This window comes from Modestobacter excelsi, assembly GCF_005930495.1.
Lineage (GTDB): Bacteria > Actinomycetota > Actinomycetes > Mycobacteriales > Geodermatophilaceae > Modestobacter > Modestobacter excelsi.
The window spans coordinates 13,184-38,002 of sequence record NZ_SJEX01000032.1; the positions used below are offsets into that span (position 1 = coordinate 13,184).

A 24,819-nucleotide genomic window follows, 5' to 3' on the forward strand; every position below is an offset into this window, starting at 1 on the left:
CCGCCGCGGACGCCTTCCGGGCGGTCCGCAGGTGTGACCGGGAGAACATCAAGACAGTATCCTGTTCTACGTCGGGCCGGAAGATCTGCGCGTGCGCCCGTCGTGCAGCCTCCGCCGGGCGGCCAGCCCCGGTCCGTCGTGTCGAGTCCGTCATCGGGGCACCGGCGTGCGCGGCGGTGACCCGTCGAGGACGCATCGGACGTTCTCCACGGCCAGCCGGCCCATGGCGTCCCTCGTCGCGTCGCCGGCGCTGCCTATGTGCGGCAGCAGGACGACGTTGTCGAGGTGCCGGAGGCCTGGGTGCAACGCCGGCTCGTCCTCGTAGACGTCAAGCCCAGCACCGGCTATGACGCCGTCCTGCAGGGCAGACACGAGTGCGGCCTCGTCGACGATCGGCCCGCGGGCGGTGTTGACCACGATGGCGGTGGGCTTCATCGCGGCCAGCTCCGCGCGACCGATGAGGTGGCGCGTGGCCTCGGTGAGCGGGCAGTGCACGGAGACGACGTCGCTGACGGCCAGCAACTGCGCCAGCTCCACGGCCTGCACCCCGAGCGCCGCCGCCTCGGAGCCGGCCGCCCGGCTGCCGGTCGCCACGACTCGCATGTTGAACGCTGCGGCCCGCCGTGCCACCGCCATCCCGATCCGGCCCAGGCCGATGATCCCCAGCGTCGCCCCGGCGCTGACGTCCAGACCCACGAAAGCCTGTGGGCCCCAGATCCAGTCGGCACCGCTTCGGATGAACCTGTCCGCCTCGACGAGCCTGCGTGCTGCCGCGAGGATCAGCCCGAAGGTGCAGTCGGCGGTGGCCTCGTCCAGCACTCCCGGGGTGTTGGTGACCGCCACTCCCCGGGACATCGCCGCCGAGACTGCGATGTTGTCGTAACCGACGGCGCAGTTCGCGACGATGCGCAGCCCACTCCCGGTGGCGTCGAGCAACTCCTCGTCGATCTTCTCCGTGAGCAGCGAGATGATGGCCACGGCGCCGCGCACCGCGTCGAGGAGCTGGCGGCGCGACGGAGGCGCGTCCGGGTCGTCGTGGACGACCAGCGGATGACCGAGGGAAACGGCCGCCTCCATGGCGCCGGGGCTGAGCTGGCGGCTCACGTAGACGTGGTGCACGATGTGCCCCTTCTGGACGACGTCGTCGCTGCACCGGGAGTCGGGTGTCTCAAGAGCTGAACTGGAAGCCCGCGTAACCGCTCGCGGCGACCTCGTCGCACTTCTGCCGGTAAGCGCCCACACCCCCCGCGTAGGGCATGAAGACCCGGGCCTTGCCCGGCACGTTCGCCCCCAGAAACCAGGAGTCGGTCCCCGGGAACAGCGTGTAGGAGGCGAGGACGTTGACGTGGTCGACCCATTCGTCCTGCGCGGTCGGGGTTGCCTCGATCGTGGCCAGGCCCCGGCGCTCCATGTACGCGATCGCGTCGGACACCCAGTCCACGTGCTGCTCGATGGACACCACCATGTTCGACAGCACGGAGGGGCTGCCGGGGCCGGCGATCATGAAGAGGTTGGGGAAACCGACGGTACCGAGTCCGAGATAGGTCCGCGGCCCGGCCGCCCAGGCCTCCTGCAACGAGACGCCGCCTCGGCCCCGGACGTCGACGCGGGTGAAGGAGCCCGTCATCGCGTCGAATCCAGTGGCGTACACGATCGCGTCGAGCTCGTACTCGCGTGCCGACGTCCGGATGCCCGCTCCGGTGACCTCCGTCAGGGGCTCACGCTGCAGGTTGACCAGGCGGACATTGGGTCGGTTGAAGGCGTCGTAGTAGCCGGTGTTCAGGCAGGGCCGCTTGGACCAGAAGGGGTACTGGGGGGTGAGGTCGGCAGCGGTCTGCAGGTCGGTCGCGGCCTCGGCGATCTTGCGGTGCAGGAACTCCATCGCCAGGGCATTGGCGTCCAGATCCGTCTGGATGTCGGTGAAGGTGCCGACAAGGGCCGTCAGGCCCCCCGCCTGCCACGCCTCCTCGAAGGCTTGCTCGCGCTCCTCGGCGGAGGCCTCCAGCGCCGACTTGGTCGGCGGCTCCATCGGGACCCCGAAGCCAGACTCCCTCGCCGCCTTCCGGTAGGCGGGGTAGTCGGACTTCGCCGACGTCCCCTCCCCAGGCCGGAGGGGACGGTTGTGAGCCGGGAGGGCGTAGGCGGGAGTCCGCTGGAACACCGTCAGCTCTGCTGCCTGCTCGGCGATGAGCGGGATGACCTGCACGCCGGAGGATCCGGTACCGATCACCCCGACCCGCTGGCCGGTGAAGTCGACTTCCTCGACGGGCCACTGGGCTGTGTGGTAGCTGACCCCCCGGAAGGACTCCAGGCCGGGGATCTCGGGCATCTTCGCAGCTGACAGGGAGCCGGTCGCCATCACCAGGAAACGAGTGGTGACCGTGTCCCCCCGCTCGGTGCGCACCTGCCAGCGGCGGCCACTCTCGTCGTACTGCGCGGAGGTGACGCTGGTGTCGAAGGCGATGTCCTTGCGCAGGTCGAAACGCTCGGCCACGTGCTGGAAGTAGCGCAGCAGCTCCGGCTGGGTGGCGAAGCGCTCCGACCACTCGAACTCCTGCTCCAGGTCGGGATCGAACGAGTAGGAGTAGCCGAAGCTCTCCACGTCGACCCGGGCACCGGGGTAGCGGTTGGCGTACCACGTCCCCCCGACATCGCTGTTGGCCTCGAGCACGACGGTGGACAGCCCCTGGGCGCGGAGCTTGTGCAGCATGTACAGGCCGGAGAGACCGGCCCCGACCACGACGACGTCCACGGTCCGGGGGATCGAACGCCCACCGGACTGAGCCTGGGCAAGGGCAGCAGGCATTGTTGTCCTCCGACAGCAGGATGGTTCGAGAGGGGGCGGTTCGCCTTGGCAGGTGCTCGTCCGGCCGGGAGTTGCGCGGAGCATCCCGGGCGGCTTGAGGGAGAAGCCTAGAGACGCGGTGAGACGCAGGTCACCCTCCAATTGGCGCCATTCCAGGGCTGGCCGGGCGCCATTCGGCGAAGGCTCACTCGATAGGAGGTGAGTCCCGGACCCGCCGCAGCGCCAGCGCCAGCAGCAACCGGAACCGCCCGTAGGGCTGCGAGGTGGAGAAGCCCAGAGCCCGCTCGGCTGCCTGCAGCCGAGCCGCCACCGAGTTGTGGTGCAGGTGCACGAGGCTCGCCGCGCGCCGCAGCGACTCGGTCGCGGCCACCGCCTCGAGGACCCGGATCGCCTCCTCCCCTGACTCGAGCACGATCCGGTCCAGTGCCTGCACGTCGGGCACACGCGCGATGTCCTCCGCCCGCAGGCCCTCCGCCAGGATCGCGAAGCCTCCTACCCGCTCCCCCGGGACGCCCACGGCCTCGTTGTCGGTGTACGGCCCGCTCGCGTGCGTGCTGGGGAGGGCGAAGCGGAACCCCGTACGCGCCTGCTGCCAGGCCTGCGGCGCTTGCGCCGCGGGCCACGGCACGCTGTAGGCCATGCGGACACCCACCGGGATGTTCCACTGCCCGGGGACGGCGGGCTCCTCGGCGAGGACGGCCGTGACCTGGGAGAGCGCGGTCGCGTGCACGGTGGGCGAGACGTTCCTGATCTGGTCCACCACGGCTCCCACCGCCGCTGGCGACCCGGACACGGCGAACGCCCGCAGTGTGGAGTTGCCCGTGAGACGCAGTCTCCGGAGCGCGGGGATCCGGTCGACCTCACCGGTCCGGTCGCTGAGCACCGTGGCCAGCAACGAGTCCCGGTCCTGCGCGTCCGCCCCCGCGGCGAGCACCAGGCCTGCCACCACGACAAGACGCCTGAGGAGCAGTGCGTCACGGGGCTCAGGACCACCGGCCCGGTCCAACCAGACCTCGCCCCCCCGGCGCAGCGGAGACCTCACGGCCCCGGCCGGGACCTGGCTGGCCCCCCGGACACCCGAGGGGCCAGTGCTGATGACCGCGCCCGTCGCCGTGCGAATCCCGACGGAGCAGCCGGCGAACGACGCCACCTGTCTCACCAGACCGGCCGCGTCCACCTCGTCGTCGAGCAGACCGTCGAAGAAGTCCACGACGGCGAGCACGTCCTTGGAGTCGATCGGCTCGTTAGGGCCGCGCTGGTCGGACGTCACGGTAGATAGTCCGTGCGCGGCCATGCGTCGGGGTGGGCACTGAGGGCCGCCGCGGGGACGACCTCCCCGGAGCAAGCCCCCAGGGGCCGTGTCACGCACCCGCCGCCAACAGTTCGGCGATCTCCATCCACTCCCGCACCGTCACTGCCTCCGGGCGCTGGGCGAGATCGGCGTCGTGCACCGCCGCCAGCAGCATGTGGTCGGTGGTCGGGTGTACCCACGCACCTCGCGACGTCCTCGTCGTCGATCCCGGCGCGAACCCAGCGGGAGGCATCAGACCAGTGCGCACGTGACCCCCAGACAGTGTGTCCGTCGCCCGTACCAACCGTTGTCGGACGGTAACCTGCCTCAGGCTCCTGACGGCAGGACTGCGCCGCGGGTCGACCGCCCATCCCCGACGCTCCACCCCGGCCGACGTGCGCGGAGCCAGGCAAGACCGCTGGCCGTCACATGAGGCGGCGCATCGAGCTCACGAAGGTGCATCCCTCGTCGCCGGCCCGCCACCCGTGCGAGGCGGCCTGGAGCACCAGCGCGTCCCCCGCCCGCAGCGTGACGTCTCCCTCGTCCAGGACCAGCGCCACCTCGCCGCTGATCACGAACAGCAGGTCCAGCGTCGAGGTCGCGTGTGCCTTGGACGTGCGGCCCGGTCCCCAGATGTGGTACCGCCAGGTCAGACCCTCCGGAGCGGGTTCCATGGTGAACGCCGTCGCGCCGGCGGACAGATCGGTGGCGACGTCCGCTGCCGCCCCACCCGGGCTCTCCCACAGATGGACGATGACGGCGTCCGAACTGGTCACCTCGTCCGGGATGGTCGCCAACTGCACCGACGGCAACCCGCCACCGACCCGGAAGATGACCGGACCTCCGTCCGTCCCCACCGAGGCCTCGCTGATCACGAGGGACCTGCCCGCTTCGTTCGTCCCGGCCACGACGCGTCGCATGGAACCACCTCTCTCTACGATGCTTGACAAAACAGTATCCTGTTTCGAATCGCATAGCCAGACGCATTGGCGCGCCGGGCGGCGGACCGGGAGGGAAGTACATGGCCAACGTCCTCGTGACCGGCGGTACCGGACTGATCGGGTGGGCGACGACGGAGCGTCTGGCTCAGGACGGGCACCGCGTCGTCGTCTACGACAAGAGTCCTGACCTGGACAACCTGGCCACCGTCCGGGACGACGTGGCCGTCGTCCAAGGCGACATCACCGACGTCAACTCCCTGCTCCGGACGGCGAAGAGCCACCATGTGGACCACATCGTTCACCTGGCAGCCTTCATCGCCCACGAGGGCGCCGGGCTCCCGGCGGAGTCGATCCACGTCAACGTCCGCGGCCTCGCCAACGTCTTCGACATCGCTCTCGCCCTCGACGTCCGGCGGGTGGTCTGGACCAGCTCCATCGCCGCGATGAATGTTGGCCCCGACTACGACGGGACCCCTGTGGACGAGAGCTTCGTCGCTGCCCCGGTTACCCCGTACGGGATCTCCAAGTACGCCTGCGAGGCAGTGGCCGCCGTCTACAACCGGGCCCGGGGGCTGAGCTCCGTCGGCCTCCGGCCGCAGATGGCCTACGGCTTCGGTCGGCTCACCGGGCGGGTCGGGGAGTTCAACGCCGCCGTGCGGCAGATCGCCCTGGGCCTCCCGGCGACGGCTGACTTCGACATGGGCTCCCAGCCGGTCCAGCCGATCTACAACCGGGACTATGGGCGGCTGATCTCCTCGGCGCTGTTCACCTCGACGTCGCTCTCCTCTCACATCTACAACACCCCGGTCGAGCGGAACTACACCTGGTCGGAGATCGCCGACGAGATCCGGGACCTGGTCCCGGACGCCGACTTCACGTTGGGGCCCCGCCCCGCCGCCTACGCACGTACACCCGTGACCGACGGTGCCCTCGCCGCCCGGGAGCTGGGCTTTACACCGCAGTACACCCTGCGGGACGGACTGACCGAGATGATCCGCCACTACCGGGGAGCGGGACGATGAGCACCGAGGACGGTCGACCAGTACCGCTGCGGTTCTCCCTCTTCCCGCCCTGACCCCCAGCGGACCGGTCGGCGCACCACGGCACCATCCCGGCGCCACCCACTTCGACTTCCTAGACCTCGGCCACCGGACCCGCCTCGTGCAGGCCATGGAGGCCGCTCGCTTCGACGGGCGTCTTCTGGGCCGACGTCCGCGGTGTCCACGACGTCATCGAGTCCTCACCAGAGGCCTCACGGCGCCACGCGGTCCAGCTCCCGCTCGGTGACCCGCTCATCGGCACCGCTGCGCCGGCCAGCGCGACGGAGGCGATCGGCTTCGCCTCCAGCGCAGGCGTCATCGAGGACCAGCCGCATGCCTTCGCGCGTCGGGTGGCCACCCCTGGACCACCTGACCCGCGGGTGGGTCGCCTCGACCATCGTGCCGTCCTACCAGCCTCCGCCCACGCCACCTCAGGTACGACACGATGGAGGACTACGCCGAGCGCTACGCCCGGGCGCAGGAGTACGTCGACGTGGTGCACGAGCTCCTCGTCGACTCATGGAGGACGGAGCGGTCGTCCGGGACGTCGACCGGCGGCTCTACGCCGAGCTCGGCCGCGTCCACCCGTCGATCACGACGACTCCGCTACCGCGGCCCGGGCATCGGGCTGACAGAACCCTTACCGCAGCGGATGCCCGTGCTCTTCCAGGCCGGCGGCTCTGATGACGGCCTGGACTTCCCGCTCGCACCGCGGAGGCGTCTTTCGTCTCGACCCGCCACTTCCGGGTGCCGAGGCGTTCGTGCAGGACGTGGCTGCGCGACTGGAGAGCCACGGACATGCCCGCCCCGACATGCTGATCCTCCAGCGATCGCGTCTGACGGTGGTCAGGATCGAGCAGGAGGGGATGCGGGAGAACCAGGAGCTCAACGGCCACCTCGAGCCCAGGCGACGCCGGCCCTCTACAGCTCGACAGCCGGCACGGACTTCCCGGACAGACTTTGACCCCCCGGTGGGACGTCGCCACACGCACTCCCGGGGCCTGACGACCCGGGCAGTCCGGCCACCGCACTGTCGCGCCCGGGGCCGTCGGCGTCCGTTGATCGTCCACCGGTCAGCCGCGCAGCAGCAGACAACACCAGGAAGGACGCCGGACGACGTCTGACCGGGATCGAGTGGTCGGGGCCAGACGTCGCGGAGGCGCCGAACCGTCAGTGTCCGCCCCGGTCGTGGGGGTGACGACGACGTTGATGGCCTTCTCACCGGGCACCTTGTTGGTCAGCAGGTCGATCGCGTAGGGCAGTTCGTCGTAACCGACCACGTGGGTCCGCATCTTGTGCAGCGGGACCGCCGCCGCCGCGACCAGCTTGGCCGCCGCCGCGTTGGCGTCGGTGCTCTGGCTCGTCGCACCGATGATGGTGACCCGCTCGGGCGACGACCTTGTCGACCGGGACTCCGTCCATGAGCCGGCTCTTGATGCCGGCCAGGACGATCCGCCCGCCCGGGCGCAGCACGTCCAGGGCATCGCTGATCGGGGCGGTGGCGCGCGGAGTCGTGTCGACCACCACGTCGACACCGCGGCCGCCGGTCAGCTCGAGCACCCTGTCCACCGTGCTCTCGGACTCGACGTCGATGACGGCATCAGCACCGAGCTCCAGGGCCAGGTCGAGCTTGTGCCGATCAACCGCGAGTCCGGTGGTGATGACCAGGCCGGCGCCCACGCTCCTGGACGCAACAACGTTGGCCAGACCGCGCTGACCGCTCCCCAGGACCAGGACCGACGTCCCCAGGCTGACGCCCCTTCTCATCGTCGGTCGGTGGGCGTCCCAACGCGGTGCGGGACCCGTAGGGGTGTTCTGCTGCGCCGGGACGGCGGTGGGCTCCGCGCAGGGATCCCGGTGTCCGACTGGTCAGATCGGCGTCAGTCGGACGCGGTGCGGCATGCCATTCCGCAGGGAGCGCAGCTCCAGGACCCAGGTCGGGCCTCGTCGACGCGTCGTCACCCGCGGTCGCACGAGCGATACAGGCGGAGGGCAGCCTAGCGAGAGGAACCGATTCACATGCCTCGGCGGAGTACTGCCCGCCAGTCCGTCCCGGGCAGGTCCGGACAAGTGGCCGCCCACACCACGGACCACGGCGGGCGCCAGGATCGAGACCACTGCACTGCTGAACTTTCCGCCTCGCCCACCACCTCGGTCGCCAGCCATCCGGGCCTCCCCTGCGCTGGACCGCCGCCCGCACGACGACGACACCGGTGTCCGCAGGTCCAGTCACAGCTCTCCGCCACGGCGCGACGGTCACGTCGTTGCTCTGGCCGGGATGTGGGGCCGGCTCCGGGCGCCGAGGGGCTTCCGCTGATGACAGCGCCCTGTCGCCGTGCGGATGCCGACAGCGGATGCCGGTGAACGCCGCCGCGGACCTCTCCAGGACGGCGGCGTCGAACTCTTCGCCGAAGAGCCGGTCGAGAGGGCCAGGACACATGCTCGTACACCGACCGGGCCGGTCGTCTCGGTGCCCGTCCGCAGGTTCACGGCAGGCGGACCTACCCGACGGCCCGGCCGGCCGGCGCGTGCTGACCCACGCTGCGACCCTCCTGGGGTGGGTTCGCAGCGGCCCTGTCAGGCACCCGACGACGACCGTTCGGCGATCTCCATCCGCTCCCGCAGGGTGCCGGCCGAGTTCGCAGTCCGCGGCAGGCCACGGCGCCGCAGCTCAGGCACGACCAACCGGGTGAAGTCCTCGAAGGACCCGGGGACGTCCGTCGGCATGATCGCGAAGCCGTCGCACGCGCCACCGGTGAACCACTCCTCCATCTGGTCGGCCACGTCAACGGCGGTCCCGACGAATCGGACACCGCTCTGGATGGTCCGCGCCCGGGCGAGGTCACGGAGGGTGGCATCTGGACCGAACAGGCTGCGCGCGCCGGCGATGAAGGACTTCATCAGGCCCTGGGAACCAGTGACGACGTCGACCCACTCGTCCTTGACCGGTTCGTCCATGGGCAGCTGGGAAAAGTCGAAGTTGGTCTGCTCGGACATGAAGATCAGCTGCTCGGTGGGATCGGACAGCGACTGGAAGTACGCCTCCTTGGCCTGGGCCATCTCCCGGGTCTCCGCGACGATCGGCATCACCGCGGGCAGGACGGCGACCGTGTCCGGGTCGCGCCCCTCGGCGGTGACCGCAGCCCGCTGCGCCTCGTAGTGGGTCTGCGCGTCGGCGCGGCCGCGAGGACTGGTGAAGGTCAGGTCGGCCCAGCGCGCGGCGAACCGCATCCCTCGACCGGACTGCCCGGCCTGCAGCAGCAGCGGCCATCCTTGCGGTGGGCGGGGGACGGTGAGTGGACCACGAGAGCGGAACCACTGCCCCTCGAAGCCGAGCTCGCGCACCTTCGTCGGATCCGCGAACACCCCGGTCCCCCGGTCCATCTGGAGGGCGTCACGGTCCCAGGTCTCCCACAACCCGGTCACCACCTCCAGGAACTCGTCCGCCCGGTCGTACCGGCCGGCGGGGTCGGTGAACTCGACCCCAACGTTCTCCGCCTCGTTGCTGTTCAGCGAGGTCACGATGTTCCACACAGCCCGCCCGCCGGACAGGTGGTCGATGGTCGCGAACACCCGGGCCACGTGATAGGGGTTGTGGTAAGTCGTTGAGTACGTCGCGCCGAGCCCGATGGTCGTCGTGGTCGCCGCGACGCGCCGAGGATGGCGACGAGGTCGAGCTTGACGGCCCGGGCCCCTCGCTCGACGGTCCCGGCCACCGAGTTCCCGTAGGCCCCCGGCATGGCGAGGCGGTCGTCGAAGAACACGAGGTCGAAACCGCCGTCCTCCAGGCTCTGCGCCAGGTCGACGTAGTTAGCGCGCCGTCAAGAGTCGCTGGTCGGTGGCCGGGTGCATCCACGCGCCCAACGACGTCCTCGTAGTCGACGCGGACGCGAACGCGGCAAGAGACATCGGTCCAGTCCGCACGCAACCCCCAGGGTGTGTTCCAACGCCGAACACATGACCGGCGCCCGGGCAGGTGAACAGTAACCTGTTCAGGCGAACGGGGACCAGAGTGGCATGGCCGCGCCGACCCGTCCTGGGATGGGTGACCCTCGAGGCGGGCACGCGATGCTGTGTCCCCACATCATCGGCGAGAGGGCTCCTCAGTGGTATACAGCACCGAACAGTCCGAGCGGGGAGCGGCCATCACAGCCGCTGCAGCCAGACTGTTTGCCACCCGCGGTTTCAACGGCGCAGGCATGGACGACATCGGTGCCGCAGTCGGCATGAGCGGGCCGGCGCTGTACCGCCACTTCCGGAGCAAGCAGGAGCTCCTCGCGGCAGTCGTCGACCAGCTCCAGCGGACCCTCCTCGAGGCCGTCGACGACGACGAGAAGGTCGACCTCGGCCGGGTGATCGCGGCAGTCATGGCGCACGGCGACGCCCTCGCCGTGGCGCTGCGCCAGGCGCGGCACCTGGATCACCAGCGCGCCCCTGACCAGCTGCGGGTCAGGACCGCGCGGCTTCAGGACCTCTGGGCTCGCCATGAGTCCGCCCGTCACCCGCACGAGGACCAACCGACCTCAGCCGTCCGTCTCCGGGCCGCGGCAGGCGCCGTGGTCGGACTGTCCTTCGCGAAGTCGGGCGCGCTCTCATTGCGGACAGGGCTCGCGGAGGACATCACCAGCCGCATCCTGTCGATCGACCTGACGGAGCCGCTCACCCCGCCCGATCCCGACCTCCGCGGCGCCCCCCGCGACCTCGCGTCCCTGACCGGGGCGCTGCGGCGGGAGGCGATCCTCGCCGTCGCCGCCCGGCAGTTCGCCGACAAGGGTTTCCACGGCACGAGCCTCGGTGACATCGGTGCGATGGTGGGGATCACCGGCAGTGCGGTGATGCGTCACTTCACCAGCAAGGAGGGGTTGCTCGAGGCCTCGTTCTCCCGACTCGCCGACAACATCACCGAGCGCATCTACCGGCAGATCACCGCTGACGTGGCGCCCCTCGTGCGGCTGTCCCAGATGATCGACGACTACACCGAGCTCGCCCTGCGCAGCGCGGACCTGGTGGTGATCAACATGACCGAACTGCGCTGCCTGCCGGTCGAGTACCAGCGCGAACGTCGACGCAGCCAGCGGATGTACGTCAACGAACTGGCACAAGCGGTCATCGCCACCCAGCCAGGACTGGATGAGCTGGAAGCACGGCTACGCGCCCAAGCCGCCTACGCCCTGATCAACGAGGTCGTGGCCGACGAGCGCTTGGTCCACCTGCACGGACTGCGTACCGACCTGCGCGTCCTCGCCGAGGCCGCCGTCGTCCCGAGCTGAGCCGGGAGGACGGTGACCACGACGGTGGGGCCACCCGTCTCAGGGCGCGTCAGTCATCCCAGTTGCGAGCCCACGATCCCGATGAAGGACACGCAGTCACCCGGCGCGCCCCCCAGGTTGTGGGTCAGCGCCAGGCCTCGATCGGCTGTGGCGATCTGCCGTTCGCCTGCCTCACCTCTCAGCTGCAACCAGCACTCGAAGAGCATGCGCAAGCCACTCGCCCCGACGGGGTGCCCGAAGCTCTTGAGGCCGCCGTCGCAGTTGACCGGCAGGTCCCCGTCGTGGTCGAAGGCGCCGGAGAGGACGTCGTCGCAGGCCGAACCGACCTCGGAGAAGCCGAGGTCCTCCATGAGGAGGATCTCGGTCGGGGTGAAGCAGTCGTGCACCTCGGCGAGGGCGAGCTCACGGCGCGGGTTGGTGATCCCGGCCTGCGCGTACGCGTCGGCTGCCGCCGCGCGCACCTCCGGGAACGTCGTGTAGTCGTACGTCGAGTCAATGGGCCCGGCAGCGGAACCCGCCACGAGGGCGAGCGCCTTCACGTACAGCGGCTTGTCGGTGTACTTGTGCGCGTCCTCCGCCCGGACGACGATCACCGCGGCGGCCCCGTCGGCCACTCCCGAGCAGTCGAGCACGCCCAAGTTGCCTGCGACCAGCGGCGAGTTGGCGATGGCCTCTTTGGAGATGTTCTTGCGGAACTGGGCCCGGGGGTTGGGCACCCCGTTGGCGTGGTTCTTCCACGCCACGTGCGTCATGGCGTCCCGGAAGGTCTCGGCGTCCACCCCGTGGCGCGCCTGGTAGGCCGGGCCGAGGAGGCTGAAGCTCGCGGGTGCCGATGTCCCGAACCGCGTGCCGTCGTCCTGGGGACGCGGCGAGATCAGCCCGGAGTACCCGTTGTCCTTGAGCTTCTCCGCGCCGACGGCCATGGCGACGTCCACGGCGCCGGAGGCCACCGCGTACACGGCGTTGCGGAATGCGTCCGATCCGGTGGCGCACATGTTCTCGACCCGGGTGACGGGCTTGCCCTCGAGCCGCAGCGGCCGGGACAGGGTGAGCCCGCTGATGCCCGAGATGTAGGTGCCCATCCAGTAGGCGTCGATGTCGGCGAAGTCCAGACCCGAGTCCTTCAGCGTTTCGGTGACCGCGTCGACGATCAGGTCATCGATGCTCTTGTCGAAGTGCTCACCGAAGGGCGTGCACCCCGCACCGATGATCGCGACCCGGTCCTTGAGCGAGTGCGTGGCCATTCAGGACTCCTCAGTCGTCGCCACGGCGTCCGCCGGGCGGGCTTTCCAGAAGTAGTTGCGGATGCCTTCTACGGTGTTGATGAGCCGGAACGTCATCTGGACGACGTTGCCGACGGCGATGCTGTTCGCGTCCACATCCGTGAGTTCGCACTGGAGTCGACCGCCGCCCTCCAGGTCCAGGACCGCGCCGACGAGCGGTGGGCTGGCGGTGAATGCCAGGCGGTCGATGGTGTACGTCGCGACCGTGGCGGTGCGGCCGGCCGTCGAGACGTCGTCGAAGTCGTCCATCGCCTTGCAGGACAGGCAGACCCTCGGCCGCGGGAACTGCACCGTCCCGCACTTCCGGCAGCGTCCTCCCTGGAGGCCGAACTTGAAGTCGACGTTGCGCGACGCGAACGGCGAGGACGGACGCGTGGGGTCCGGGCGCCGCGCCGACTCCCCCGCGAAGCGCCCCCTCCAGAGCAGGTACTTGGCGTAGTCGACCTCGATCACCTGCTCCAGCTGCTGCCGGACGGGGAGGGAAGCGGACGCCGACCGCTCTCCCACCCGCAGGAGCAGGGCATCAGCACCGTCGGCGAGCGAGACGGCCAGGACCAGATCGCCCGCCGACGCCCGCTCGAGCTGGTCGACCAACTCGACGCCGAACTGTGCCGTCCCCGAGTTGCCAAGCAGGTCCAGCAGGTCCGAGGAGCTTCGCGCGCCACCGACCCGCTTCTGCAAGCCGGCCGCGTACTGGCGCGCAGCCCGCGCGTTGGGGCTGGTCACCACCACCGCGGCGACGTCGGAGAGAGCGACCTCGGCGCGCTCGAGCACGTCGCGGACCACCGCATCGCCCAAGCCGCCGTAGACGCCTTGACCGAAGCGCTCCTCCCAGGTCGTCCCGGTCATGGATCCGGGCAGCCGCCACCGGTCGAGGAACTCGGCGGACCGAGAGGCCGTCGCGAGGACGGTCGCGGCCGGGTCGCCGTCGTCGGGGGCGAAGGAGAAGGCCGCCGCGAGGTCCGCGCTGTCCTTGTCGTCGGGCCCGCCGGCCTTGCCCTCCCGGACGTCGGCCATCACCGCGAGCCCACCGGACCGGCTGGCGGCGAGGATCGACGCGAAGCCGGACCGGAAGTTGGCCCCCAGGTCGTAGGCCGCGGTCTCGCTCGGCAAGCCGAGTGCCGCGTGCACAGCTGTGGCGTTGACCTTGTCCACGTAGGCCGGCGACGTCGTCGCGAACCACAGCGAGTCGGGCTGCGTCCCGTCGGCGACGATCGGCGCCGCGGCCTCGACCGCCATGGTGGTCGAGTCCTCGTCGAAGTTCGCGATGGCGCGCTTCCCGCGCCCGGACTGACCGACCAGTGCGCCGATCTGGGCGCGCGAGACGCGGTACTTGGGCACGTAGGCGCTGAACCGGGTCAGCGCGACACTCTTGTCAGTGGTCATCTCTCCCCCTACCGGAGTGCCGAGACGCCGAGGAGCGCGTCACCGATCTGCAGCACCTGGATCTCCGAGGTGCCTTCTGGGATGGTGCTCTCGCGTGCGTCCCGGAAGAGTCGTTCCACCGGGAACTCCTCCATGAGTCCGGATCCACCGAAGAGCTGGATGGCCTGACTCGTCGCCACCACGGCGGCCTCGCTGCAGAAGTACTTCGCGATCGAGCACTCCAGCCGACCGGGCTGACCGGCATCCAGGGTGCTCGCAGCGTTCTGGTACAGGAGGCGACCGGCTTGGGTCTGCACCGCCATCTTGACGATGAGCTCCTGGACGAGTTGGAAGCCCGCCAGTGGCCGGCCGAACTGCTCGCGGGCAAGCACGTGTCCTTGCGCGGCCTCCAGGGCCGCCTGCATCAGCCCCACCGCGCCGGCGGCGATGTTCAGACGGCCGCCGTTGACGGCCGACATGGCCACCGAGAGGCCGCGCCCGACCTGCCCGAGCAGGTTCTGGGCGGGCACGACCACCTCGGTGAGGACGACCTCGCAGCTCGAACTCGCCCGCACCGGCATGTGCGGGATCTCGTTGATCTCGAGACCCGGCGTCGAGGTCTCCACGAGGAAGGCGCCGATCCCCTTGTGCCCGAGCGACCGGTCGACGGTGGCGAGCACGACCCCGAAGTCGCCGTAGGACGCGTTCGTGATCCACACCTTCTGGCCGTTCAGCACCCAAGAGCCGTCCTCGCGCTCGGTGGCGCGCGTCCTCAGCGCCCCCGCGTCCGATCCGGACTCCGGTTCGGTGAGCGCAAACCAGCCGCGGCGCCGTCCCTCCAGGAGAGGGGCCAGGAACCGCTCCTTCTGGTCGTCGGTGCCGTGCTTGGAGAGCAGCTCGGCGACCATCGACAGGATGTTCAGCGTGGTGCGAAGGCTGCCCCAGCAGCGGCCCGCCTCCTCCATCAGGACGGCAGACTGCAGGTGCGACATGCCGTACCCGCCGTCGTTCTCGGGCAGGCCACCCCGGACGTACCCGAGTTCGATCAGACCGGGCAAGATGTCTACGGGGAACGTCTTTGTCCGCTCCGCCTCGGCGATCAGCGGCGCCACGTTCTTGTCCAGGTAGGACCGGACGTCCTTGGTGAACGCGGTGGTGTCGCTGTCCAGCAGACCCAGCGGCCCGTAGCCGCCGCCGTTCGAGATCGTGCTAGGCAAAACGTCCCCCTGAGACGTGGATGACCTCACCGGTGATGAAGCCCGAGGTGGGTGATGCGAGGAAGGCGACTGCTCCGGCGACGTCGTCGGCCGTCCCCAGTCGCTTGATGCTCGAGGCCTTGATCGCCCGGTCCTGAATGGACTCGAACGTCGGCAGCTTGCGGAGGGACTCGGTGTCCACCAGTCCCGGGGCAAGGGAGTTCGCGGTGATGCCGTACCGGCCCAGCTCCTTGGCCACCGAGCGCGTGAGCCCCACCACACCGGCCTTGGCCGCCGAGTAGTTGGCCTGACCCGGATTCCCGTGCCACGCGCGGGAAGCAAGGGTGATGATGCGCCCGTACCCGGCCTCGATCATGGGTCGCGCCGCGCTGCGCAGCGTGTAGAAGGTGCCGGTCAGGCAGACGTCGATCACCGACGCCCAATCGGCGTCGGACATGTCCACCAGCCGCGCGTCCTTGGGAAACCCATGGCTGGTGAGGACGACGTCGAGCCGACCGTGACGGGCCAGCACCTCGTCGACCGCCTGGTCGACACTGCCGGAGGCGCAGACGTCGACAACCCGCGCCTCGGCGGTGACACCCTCGGTCGCAAGCCACTGCACGACCGTCTCCAGCCGCTCCTTGTCCACGTCCGCCAGGACGACAGCTGCGCCCTGCGACCCCAGCGTCAGTGCCGCCTGGCGTCCCAGTCCGCCGCCACCTCCGGTGATCAGCGCGACGTGACCGCTCAACGCCGCCCCTTCAAGACCTGATGTCATCTCGCTCCTCTTAGCGCAGTCTCGTTTGCCGACCTGCCATCTCCGACGGGCACCGCGACGCGCGCGGTCCCCACCACCACCCTGGTCCCGTCATCGCGGGTGGCGTCCACCGCGAGCTCCACCACGTCTTCCGGTTCGCCGACCGACCGGTCGGCCACCGTGATCGTGACGTCCAGCGACGAGTTGACCGACGTCACGGCGGCGAACCGCACCGTGAAAGCGCGGATAAGGGACGGATCAACGACGCGGCGGAGGTGGTTGCCGACCAGGGCCATGACGTACATGCCGTGCACGATCACGTCGTCGTGGCCGGCGGCGACCGCCGCGTCCCGATCCAGGTGGATCGGGTTGTGGTCCCCGGAGGCTTGCGCGAACTCGGCGATCACCTCGCGGGTGATGACCGGCCCGCGAACACGCGTCAGAACCTCACCGGGCTGCAGGGGCACCTCCCCAGGGGCCGTCACGCGGACACCGCCTGTCGGACGACCAGCACGTTGCGGAGCACGGCGACGGTCCCCCCGTCTCGCTCCACCGTCGTCTCGCGCTCGAGGAACCGCAGGGCGCCGCCCTTGCGGACGTAGTCGTCGGTCATCCGGGGCGAAAAGGTGAGGGTGTCCCCCGCGACGCACGTCGCGAGGTAGGTGAAGGACTGCTCGCCGTGCAGCATCTGTCCGCGGTCCAGACCGAGCACGTCGAGGACGGCGTACGGATCGGGCCGGCGCAGCTCAAGGGAGAACAGGTAGGTCGAGGGCAGGGGCAGGTCGCGGTGACCCGCGGCGGCCGCCGCCTCCACGTCGATGGACCGCGGGTCGTCGTCGCCGGTCGCGCGGGCGAAGCGGCGCAGCTCCTCCCGGTCAACCGTGACGGTGAACCGCGGGAGCTCGATCTCCCGTGCACTCTGCGCACGTACGGACATCAGGACTGTCCTCACTCGTCTGCCCGGGGCCGCAGTGGCAGCACCGGCTCGCCGACACCTGGGGGACGCACGTCGACCCGCACGTCTTCTCTCCCGAGGCTAAGACCCTGGCCTTCAGCATGTCAACACTCGTTAACTACGAGCCTATTGAGGTCTTATTTGGTGATGCCTTCCTCGGTTCTTGGTTGTGTTACGTGTCCATCCTCGTTAACTTGCCTAGTGTTGAGTCGGATGTCGGAGCACGCCGGTGGGAGTCGAGATGTTGGGTACTGGAGCTCGCTCCCCCTTGCAGAGGTCGCGCGAGGACGGGAACGTGCCCGCCGGGATGATCGTCAGCTCGTCGGACCCTGCCCTCACCGAGATAGTCGCGCTGGCCGGCTACGAGTTCGTCGTCATCGACGGCGAGCACGCCCCTCTCGGGCCGGCCGAGTGGGTGGCGCACGTCCGGGCGGCCGAAGCCCGCGGGACGATCCCGATGGTGCGCGTCCCGGAGAACCGGGCCGTCCTGATCCAGCAGGCGGTCGACGTCGGCGCTCAGGCCGTCGTGGTCCCCCACGTCGAGACGGCCGCCGACGCCGAGGCAGCCGTAGCAGCGCTCCGGTTGCCCCGGGCGGGGTCACGCGGACGGTGCTCGTCCATCCGTGCTGCTGGCTTCTCCCGTCAGGGCTGGGAGGAGCACAGCCGCCTCGTCGACGCAGAGGTCCTCGTGATCCCGATCGTCGAGTCTGAGCTCGCGGTGCACAACCTCGAGGCCATCCTCGATGTCGATGGGATCGACCACGTCCAGTTCGGCCCGGGCGACCTCTCCGTGGACCTCGGGGTCGACATGGACTCGCCGGTCATCACCCAGTCATACGAGCGCGTCCTGACGCTCGCCCGAGCACGCGACAAGCACGTCATCGGAGTCGATGTGATCCCACCCCCTCCTGGCGCCCGCCCGTCCGCGGTCCTGCAGAGCGCTGACCTGCTCCATGTGGCCACCCTGATGAAGCAACTGCGGGGGGCTCTCGCCGACCAGTTCGCGGACGCCGCGGGAGCAGGCCGATGAGCCACCACGAAGGGGTTGGTCGCCAGCACCTCCTGGTGGATCGGGACGGCGGGGCCACTCGACTCACCCTCAACCGACCCGATCGTCTGAACGCGGTCACCAACGGGCTGCTGCGAGCTCTCGCCGATGAGGTCGAGCGGGCCAGCGCCGACGACGACTGCCGAGTCATCGTCATCACCGGCGCCGGCCGCGGCTTCTGCTCGGGCGCGGACCTCGTCGGGTTCAACGACGTGGACAGCACCGAGCCGGCGGGCGTGGACGCCATGGCGGCAGCCAGCCGCATCGCCCGGGCGGTCGCCCGGGCTCCCAAGCCGGTGATCGCGCTGCTCAACGGGCCGGCGGCCGGTATAGGCGCAGCCCTGGCGCTGTCCTGTGACCTCGTCCTCGCCGCCGAGTCGTCATTCCTCAAGCTGGGGTTCGACCAGCTGGGAATCATGCCCGACGGTGGGGCCACGGCCTTTCTCACGGTCAGCCTCGGTCGGCACCGGGCCATGCAGTACGCCCTGCTCGGGGACCGGCTCCCGGCTCACGACGCCCAACGGTTCGGCCTCGTCGCCCGGGTGTGGCCCGATGACCGGTTCCTCGAGGAAGCCGCGACCGTCGTGCACCGCTTCGCCACCGGGCCGGTCATGGGCATCGCCGCGACCAAGCGTGCGATCAACTCGGTAGCGCTGCCCGGCCTGGACGAAGCACTCGAGTACGAGTCGGCCACGCAGGTGGTCCTGCTGCAGACCGCAGACTACGCGGAAGGTGTCGCGGCCTTCCAGGACAAGCGTCCGCCGACGTTCACCGGGCAGTGAGAGCGATCAAGAGAATCGTGGGTCCCGCTTCTCCGCGAACGCCCGTGCCGCCTCGGCGTAGTCTGCGCCCTGCATGGTGGCGGACTCCGCCGCAACCGCGACCGGCATCACGAGGTTGGCGATGGCTCGCAGCTGGGCATTGACCCCCACCTTGGAGGCGGCGATGGCCTGTTGTGATCCGCGTGCCAGCCGCTCGGCCAGGGCGAGGGTGGCATCCAGGAGGTCGTCGTCGTCCACGACGAAGTTGACCAACCCGAGGCGCTGGGCGTCGTCGGCCGTCACCGGGTCACCGGTCATCAGGTAGTACTTGGCGCGGTTGGGTCCGATCAGCAACGGCCACAGGAACTGACCACCGTCACCGGCCCCGAGGCCCATTTTGACGTGTGTGTCGGCGAACACCGCCGATCTGCCGGCGTAGACCACGTCGGCGAGGAGGGCCACCGTGGCCCCCAGTCCGAGGGCGTGCCCCCGGACGGCGGAGATGATCGGCTTCTCGCACCCGAGGAAGTCGTCGACGATCAGGCGCACCTCCTTCCACAGCACCGATCCGGGCGAGGTGTCGAGCCCGCCGTCGGGGCTCACGTCACCGCCCGCGCTGAACGCGCGGCCGGCGGAGGTGAGGACCAGCACCCGGACCTCGCTGTCCAGGTGTGCCTCACGGGCGATCCGGGCCAGCTCCGAGTGCATGGTGGCATCGACCGCGTTGAGCCGGTGCGGCCTGTTCAGCGTTGCGACGGTGACGCCGCTCGCCCTCTTGTCGATCTCGATGGCCTGGTATGTCTCGGGACGGATCACGTCGCTCCTCGTTCCTGACCCGTCGCGGTGGTGGTCCACGGTGCGGGCCGCTTCTCCCGGAATGCCTGCATGCCCTCCCGGGCCTCCTCCGAGCTGAACAGCCGCGCCGACAGGTCGGCGGCCCACTCGAAGGCGTCTTCGCGGCTTCGGCGCGGGACCTCCCGGACCAGCTCCTTGACGGCCATGAGCGCGGACGGGCCTCCCGCCAGCAAGTCGGTGAGGACGGCGTCGACCCGGCCGTCGAGCTCTTCAGCATCGGTGGCCTCGGTGATCAGCCCGATCGCGGCGGCCCGCGTGGCATCGATCCGTCGGCCGGTCAGGAAGAGGTCCAGGGCGTCGGCCCGGCTGAGCTTCTCCAAGCAGACCACGGAAATGATCGCGGGGGCCACGCCGATGCGCACCTCGGTGAAGCCGAACTTGGCGCTCTCCACGGCCACGGAGATGTCACACGCTGCAGCGATCCCGATGCCGCCGGCCATGCAGCTGCCCCCGATGCGGGCCACCGTCGGCTTGGGGTAGTCCATGATCGTCGAGATGACGTCGACCACCCGGTGCCGGCGCTCCTCGCCGTCGGTCGCGGACCGCTTGAGGTCCGCGCCCGCGCAGAAGGTCCGCCCGGCGTGCGTGATGACGACCACCTTGACACGCGGGTCGTCGCGGCACTGCGCCAAAAAGTCGCCCAGCAGGTTGACCAGCCCGATGCTGAGCGTGTTGTGCTGGTCGGGGCGGTTCAGGGTCAGCGTGGCGACCCCTCGCTCCACCGACATCAAGACCTCGTCAGCCATCATCGTCCTCTCTGCGTCGTGGTGGCCGGACCGGCGAAGCACTGGGCGATCCTCATCCACTCGTGGGCGTCCGCACCGACCACCTGGAGGTCCACGTCCTCGACGTTCCGCCGCTGCGTCACCACCAGGGCGAAGTCGAGAGCGGACCCCGCGATGGACTCGCGCGCGTCCGCCGGGCCCCAGTCCCACACCGCTCCCGAGGGTGCGGTCAAACGGACCCGGACGGGGGTGTCCGGTGCCGTCCGGCCCTGGTTGGCGTAGCTCCACGCCCGGGTGATGAAACCCAGCTGCGCGGTGTGCTTGAGCCGGTCGGTCGCCGGGAGAGACACCCCCACGGCCTGCTGGACGTCCCAGCCGTGGACCCAGGTCTCCATGAGCCGGGCGGTCGCGAACGAGCGGGCCGACATCGAGGGCCCCCACCACTCGATCCGGTCCTTGGGGCCACGCGACCTCAGGGTGTCCAGGACCAACCCGCGGTTGGCGTGCCACCAGCTCAGCGTCTGCACGCGGGACGCCTGCTCGGCCAGCACCAGCTCCCGGGACCGGGAGCCGGCGACGTCGGCCTGCCAGGCGTCACGGCGCTCGCGGAAGGCAACCGGGTCCGTGACCGACAGCGCGCCCAGCTCGTCGAACCGGGCGAGGTGGAAGACCTGGTCGCGGACCTTCCAGCCCTCGGCGGCCGTGTCGCGTGCCCACTGCTCGTCGTCGAGGCCGTCGAGCACGACGGCCAGTTCCTGCTGCTCGGCCCGGAGGTCGTCGAGCAGGCCGGCGTACGCATCAGGACCGGTCATGCCGGACCCCCCTCGGGCAGCAGTTCGACCGGGATGTCCAGGACCCGCGCCCGCACGACCTCTCCCAGGCTCTTGGCCTGCGGGTCGTAGCGCACGCTGGAGGCCACGCCCTCGCCGAGGAGACCCCGGATGACGAAGTTGAGCCCGCGGATGTTGGGGAACACGAATCGGTCGATCGGGTAGCCGGCGAACTCCGGGTAGAGCTCGACGAAGGCCTCGGTCGTCAGGGTGTGGCACAACCAGGCCCACTGCTCGTCCCGGCCCACCCAGAGGCCGAGGTTGGCGTTCCCCCCCTTGTCCCCCGACCGTGCCGCGACGATGGCCCCCAGCGGGCTGGGTCGCGTCGGGCCGTGGTCCTCCCGGGGCGGGAGCGAACCTGCGGGGATCTCCCCTGCGGTCACCGCGGGGGTCACCGCGGAGACCTCGAAGGTCTCCCCGTCGAACTCCACCTGCGCGGAGCACAGCGTCGCCGGGAGGAGGGCGGGCCAGTGGACCGCGTACGCCGTGGGCTTGCTCGGGGCGCTCTGGGTGAACTTCCCCGCGTACGTCGACAAGGACATCTCGTTGACCACGCGGACGAAGCGCGCCACCTTCGCCGCGTCGGCGTCCTTGACGTACAGGGACAACTGGGCGCTGGGGATGTCGCCGAACTCCCCCGTCCGGTCGGAGACCCACCGCAGGCGCGAGCCCGCCACGTCGAAGTGGTCGGTGCCGCCGTCGAAGGCAGCCCAGATCTGACGCTCGGCCAGCGCCGCCTTCTCCTCGATCTGCAGGCCCATCATCCCGAACGTGGCACCTGACCGGTACCCGCCGTGACGGTTGATCGAGACCTTCACGTCCGGGGGCGCCGGCTCACCCCGGGCACCGCTGATCCGGACCCGGTCAGGTCCTTCCTGCTCGAGCACCACCGTGTCGAAGCGGGCCACGACGTCCGGGTTGGGGTACCGGGGCCCTTCGATCTCGTAGAGGAACTGCGCAGTGACCGTCCCCACCGTGACGGCGCCGCCGGTCCCCTCGTGCTTGGTGATGACCGCGGATCCGTCGGCGGCGATCTCGGCGATGGGGAAGCCCGGCCGCTCCAGCCCCGGCACCTCGGTGAAGAAGGCGTAGTTGCCCCCGGTGGCCTGACAGCCGCACTCGATGACGTGACCCGCGGCGCACGCACCGGCCATCGCGTCCCAGTCCGACCGCTCCCACCCGTGGTACCAGGCGGCCGGACCGATGACGACCGCGGCATCGGTGACCCGCCCCGTCACCACGATGTCCGCACCCCGCCCCAGGGCCTCGGTGATGGCCCATCCTCCGAGGTAGGCGTTGGCACTGACGGGGACGACGTCGCCCAAGGGTGCACCGGTGTCCATGTGCGCCAGCGGATGACCGTCGGCCTGCAGATCTGCGATCCGCGGCAGGATGTCGTCGCCTGCGACCACGGCGATGCGTGGCGAGAGCCCTTGCCGTTCCGCGACCTCGCGCAACGCGTCGGCACATGCCTGGGGGTTGAGCCCACCGGCGTTGCTGACGACCTTGATGCCCTTCTCGAGGCACGTGCCCATGACGGCTTCCATCTGCCGCACGAAGGTGCGCGCATACCCACCGCGGGGGTCCTTCTTGAGATCCCGGGACAGGATGAACATCGTCAGCTCGGCGAGCCAGTCGCCGGTGAGGACGTCGATCTGCCCGCCGTCCACCATCTCCCGAGCGGCCTCGAAGCGGTCCCCGTAGTAGCCGCTGCAGTTCGCGATCCGGACGGGGCGCTTCTCCGCCCCTGTCACTGGGCGACCTCGTCCGCAGCGACCTCCAGCAGCAGCGAACCCAGCTCGACCTGGTCGCCGACCGACACGTGGACGGCCGTGACCGCCCCGGCAGCGCCGGCCTTGAGCCGGTGCTCCATCTTCATCGCCTCGAGGATGGCGACCACTTGGCCCTTCTCCACCGGGTCGGCGGGGCCCACGAGGAGCCCGATGACCGAGCCGGGCATCGGGGCGCGCACCGCCCCGGAGGACTGGGACGACTCCCCGGTGGGGAACGGGCTGACGGTCCGCAGCACCACCTGGCCGGCGCCCCCGTCGACATGGACCACGTCGTCCTGCACGGCGATCCTGGCCCGGACCAGCTCGTCACCGACCTGGACCGTGATGGAGCGGTCGTCGGTCACGAGCACCCGCACCGTCGTGCCGTCCTCCAGCCGGGCGGACCCGTCCCGCTGGGTGGTGTGTGCGATCTCCAGTGTCTCGTCGTCCACGCTGAAGCGGGTCCGCTGGGGTCCCATGCTGGAGTTCCGCCAACCCGGCCGCATGAACCCGAGCACCGGCTGCTGCCGGCGTCGGCGCTCCTGCTCCCACATGACCGCCGCGCACGCGGCGTTCCGCAGATCGGTCGGACGCAGCGCGAGCCGCGGCGCGGGACCGATCCGCTCGATGAAGTCCGTGGTCGTGTCCCCGGCCAGGAAGGCGTCCTGCCGGAGGGTGTCGACCAGGAACTCCCGGTTCGTCGTCACGCCGGCGATCTGCGAGTGGGCCAGGGCCCGCGCCAGCCGCAGGGCCGCCGCCGTCCGCGTCGGTGCGTAGGCGATGACCTTGGCCAGCATCGGGTCGAAGTGCGTGCTGAGGACGAAGCCCTCCTCCACACCCGAATCCCACCTGATGCCGTCGGTGTCCGGTTGCCAGCCCACGAGCGTGCCGGTGGCCGGCAGGAACTCGTTGCGCGGGTCCTCGGCATAGATTCGGGCCTCGATCGCGTGGCCGCGCTGCACCAGGTCGTCCTGCTCATACCCCAGCGGCTCGCCGTCGGCGATGCGCAGCTGTTCGCGGACCAGGTCGACGCCGAAGACCGCCTCGGTCACGGGGTGCTCCACCTGCAGACGGGTGTTGACCTCCAGGAAGTAGTACTCCTGCGGCCCCTCCGACTCGGCGTCGTCCTCGACCAGGAACTCGACGGTGCCCGCAGAGGTGTACCCGAGAGAGCGGGCGAGGCTGACCGCCGAGTCGATCATCCGCTCGCGTGTGTCGGGGTGCAGCCGTGCGGCAGGCGACTCCTCGATGATCTTCTGGTGTCGCCGCTGGATCGAACACTCACGCTCGCCCAGGTGGACCACCGAACCGTGCTGGTCACCGAGGACCTGGATCTCGATGTGCCGGGAGCGCGCCACGTACCGCTCGACGAACACCGTCTCGTCGCCGAAGCTCGCTTTCGCCTCCCGTTGGGCGGCGGCCACCGCGTCCTGGAGCTCGTCGGGGGTCCAGACGATGCGCATGCCCTTGCCGCCGCCGCCGGCGGAGGCCTTCACCAGGACCGGGAAACCGACCGAGCTGACGTCGTCCGCCGACGACGCGGCAGGCAGCACGGGTACACCGGCCGCCACGGCGAGCTCACGGGCCCGGATCTTGTCGCCCATGGCGGAGATGACCGCCGGCTCAGGGCCCACCCAGGTCAGGCCAGCCTCGACCACCGCGGTCGCGAACCCCGGTCGTTCGGACAGGAAGCCGTAGCCGGGGTGCACGGCGTCCGCCCCGGCCGCCACCGCGATCCCCACCAGTTCCTCGGCGTCGAGGTAGGAGCCACGCGTCAACCGGTAGGCCTCGTCCGCCTCCCGCACGAAGGGGGACGAGGCGTCGGCGTCGACGTAGGCGGCCACGGTGCTCACGCCCATCTCACGCGCCGTGCGCATGATGCGGCGGGCGATCTCTCCGCGGTTGGCGATCAGGAGCTTCATCA

20 protein-coding genes and 1 pseudogene are annotated in these 24,819 nt (G+C 70.1%); 4 read left to right on the forward strand and 17 right to left on the reverse strand.

The genetic code is table 11. The features are described 5' to 3' along the window. Window positions 1-150 precede the first annotated feature (150 nt). The 4 genes from FHL80_RS12345 to FHL80_RS12360 all read right to left on the reverse strand — a co-directional run bounded on the left by FHL80_RS12345 (window position 151) and on the right by FHL80_RS12360 (window position 5,017). Complete coding sequence (locus FHL80_RS12345) at window positions 151-1,104, reverse strand: 2-hydroxyacid dehydrogenase (RefSeq protein ID WP_246078642.1); 954 nt, start codon at window positions 1,102-1,104, stop codon at window positions 151-153. Between the two features lie 64 nt (window positions 1,105-1,168). Further along, a complete protein-coding gene (locus FHL80_RS12350) occupies window positions 1,169-2,752 on the reverse strand; it encodes a flavin-containing monooxygenase (RefSeq protein WP_246078643.1) in 1,584 nt (527 codons plus the stop codon). Between the two features lie 238 nt (window positions 2,753-2,990). Further along, window positions 2,991-4,076 (reverse strand): helix-turn-helix domain-containing protein, encoded by a 1,086-nt coding sequence (locus FHL80_RS12355; protein ID WP_138733714.1) that lies wholly within the window; start codon window positions 4,074-4,076, stop codon window positions 2,991-2,993. Between the two features lie 446 nt (window positions 4,077-4,522). Further along, entirely contained in the window at window positions 4,523-5,017 is a 495-nt protein-coding gene (locus tag FHL80_RS12360; protein WP_138733715.1) for a cupin domain-containing protein, read from the reverse strand. A 101-nt stretch (window positions 5,018-5,118) separates the two neighbouring features. Between FHL80_RS12360 and FHL80_RS12365 the strand changes: the two genes are divergently transcribed. Further along, window positions 5,119-6,060 (forward strand): NAD-dependent epimerase/dehydratase family protein, encoded by a 942-nt coding sequence (locus FHL80_RS12365; protein WP_138733716.1) that lies wholly within the window; start codon window positions 5,119-5,121, stop codon window positions 6,058-6,060. 1,236 nt (window positions 6,061-7,296) lie between these two features. Here the strand turns inward: FHL80_RS12365 and FHL80_RS12370 are convergent. Both FHL80_RS12370 and FHL80_RS12375 read right to left on the reverse strand, forming a co-directional pair. Further along, on the reverse strand, window positions 7,297-7,845 hold the full coding sequence (locus FHL80_RS12370) for a zinc-binding dehydrogenase (protein ID WP_138733717.1): 549 nt from the start codon (window positions 7,843-7,845) through the stop codon (window positions 7,297-7,299). 810 nt (window positions 7,846-8,655) lie between these two features. After that, window positions 8,656-9,717 (reverse strand): annotated as a pseudogene (locus tag FHL80_RS12375) (NtaA/DmoA family FMN-dependent monooxygenase); the annotation flags it as partial. Window positions 9,718-10,184: 467 nt separating this feature from the next. On the opposite strand from FHL80_RS12375, the gene FHL80_RS12380 reads away from it, so the two are divergent. Further along, on the forward strand, window positions 10,185-11,348 hold the full coding sequence (locus FHL80_RS12380) for a TetR/AcrR family transcriptional regulator (RefSeq protein ID WP_216870664.1): 1,164 nt from the start codon (window positions 10,185-10,187) through the stop codon (window positions 11,346-11,348). A gap of 53 nt (window positions 11,349-11,401) precedes the next feature. Here the strand turns inward: FHL80_RS12380 and FHL80_RS12385 are convergent, their stop codons facing one another. Genes FHL80_RS12385 through FHL80_RS12410 form a run of 6 tightly spaced genes read right to left on the reverse strand, consistent with a single transcriptional unit; the run spans window position 11,402 to window position 16,886 of the window. Then, window positions 11,402-12,592 carry an acetyl-CoA acetyltransferase gene (locus tag FHL80_RS12385; RefSeq protein ID WP_138733719.1) on the reverse strand — a complete coding sequence of 397 codons (1,191 nt, stop codon included), beginning with the start codon at window positions 12,590-12,592 and terminating at the stop codon, window positions 11,402-11,404. Continuing rightward, window positions 12,593-14,017, reverse strand: coding sequence for an OB-fold domain-containing protein (locus FHL80_RS12390; protein ID WP_138733720.1), 1,425 nt, complete (start codon window positions 14,015-14,017; stop codon window positions 12,593-12,595). A gap of 8 nt (window positions 14,018-14,025) precedes the next feature. Then, window positions 14,026-15,213 carry an acyl-CoA dehydrogenase family protein gene (locus FHL80_RS12395; protein ID WP_216870665.1) on the reverse strand — a complete coding sequence of 396 codons (1,188 nt, stop codon included), beginning with the start codon at window positions 15,211-15,213 and terminating at the stop codon, window positions 14,026-14,028. Then, on the reverse strand, window positions 15,206-15,970 hold the full coding sequence (locus FHL80_RS12400) for an SDR family oxidoreductase (protein ID WP_138733721.1): 765 nt from the start codon (window positions 15,968-15,970) through the stop codon (window positions 15,206-15,208). The genes FHL80_RS12395 and FHL80_RS12400 overlap by 8 nt, the downstream gene beginning before the upstream one ends. Next, on the reverse strand, window positions 15,967-16,416 hold the full coding sequence (locus FHL80_RS12405; RefSeq protein ID WP_216870666.1) for a MaoC family dehydratase: 450 nt from the start codon (window positions 16,414-16,416) through the stop codon (window positions 15,967-15,969). Before FHL80_RS12405 ends, FHL80_RS12400 begins: the two co-directional genes overlap by 4 nt. A gap of 14 nt (window positions 16,417-16,430) precedes the next feature. Beyond that, a complete protein-coding gene (locus FHL80_RS12410) occupies window positions 16,431-16,886 on the reverse strand; it encodes an FAS1-like dehydratase domain-containing protein (RefSeq protein WP_138733723.1) in 456 nt (151 codons plus the stop codon). A 313-nt stretch (window positions 16,887-17,199) separates the two neighbouring features. Between FHL80_RS12410 and FHL80_RS12415 the strand changes: the two genes are divergently transcribed. Both FHL80_RS12415 and FHL80_RS12420 read left to right on the forward strand, forming a co-directional pair. Further along, complete coding sequence (locus FHL80_RS12415; RefSeq protein WP_216870667.1) at window positions 17,200-17,934, forward strand: HpcH/HpaI aldolase family protein; 735 nt, start codon at window positions 17,200-17,202, stop codon at window positions 17,932-17,934. Further along, the gene (locus FHL80_RS12420; protein WP_138733725.1) at window positions 17,931-18,734 is read left to right on the forward strand and encodes an enoyl-CoA hydratase-related protein; all 804 of its coding nucleotides are present in this window, start codon (window positions 17,931-17,933) and stop codon (window positions 18,732-18,734) included. Before FHL80_RS12415 ends, FHL80_RS12420 begins: the two co-directional genes overlap by 4 nt. A gap of 6 nt (window positions 18,735-18,740) precedes the next feature. On the opposite strand, the gene FHL80_RS12425 is transcribed toward FHL80_RS12420, so the two are convergent. Genes FHL80_RS12425 through FHL80_RS12445 form a run of 5 tightly spaced genes read right to left on the reverse strand, consistent with a single transcriptional unit; the run spans window position 18,741 to window position 24,817 of the window. After that, window positions 18,741-19,529 (reverse strand): enoyl-CoA hydratase-related protein, encoded by a 789-nt coding sequence (locus FHL80_RS12425; RefSeq protein WP_216870668.1) that lies wholly within the window; start codon window positions 19,527-19,529, stop codon window positions 18,741-18,743. Further along, entirely contained in the window at window positions 19,526-20,314 is a 789-nt protein-coding gene (locus FHL80_RS12430) for an enoyl-CoA hydratase/isomerase family protein (RefSeq protein ID WP_216870669.1), read from the reverse strand. Before FHL80_RS12430 ends, FHL80_RS12425 begins: the two co-directional genes overlap by 4 nt. After that, entirely contained in the window at window positions 20,314-21,105 is a 792-nt protein-coding gene (locus tag FHL80_RS12435; protein ID WP_138733728.1) for a TIGR03084 family metal-binding protein, read from the reverse strand. Before FHL80_RS12435 ends, FHL80_RS12430 begins: the two co-directional genes overlap by 1 nt. Then, a complete protein-coding gene (locus tag FHL80_RS12440; protein ID WP_138733729.1) occupies window positions 21,102-22,877 on the reverse strand; it encodes an acyclic terpene utilization AtuA family protein in 1,776 nt (591 codons plus the stop codon). The genes FHL80_RS12435 and FHL80_RS12440 overlap by 4 nt, the downstream gene beginning before the upstream one ends. Next, a complete protein-coding gene (locus tag FHL80_RS12445) occupies window positions 22,874-24,817 on the reverse strand; it encodes an acetyl/propionyl/methylcrotonyl-CoA carboxylase subunit alpha (RefSeq protein WP_216870670.1) in 1,944 nt (647 codons plus the stop codon). Before FHL80_RS12445 ends, FHL80_RS12440 begins: the two co-directional genes overlap by 4 nt. Window positions 24,818-24,819 lie beyond the last annotated feature (2 nt).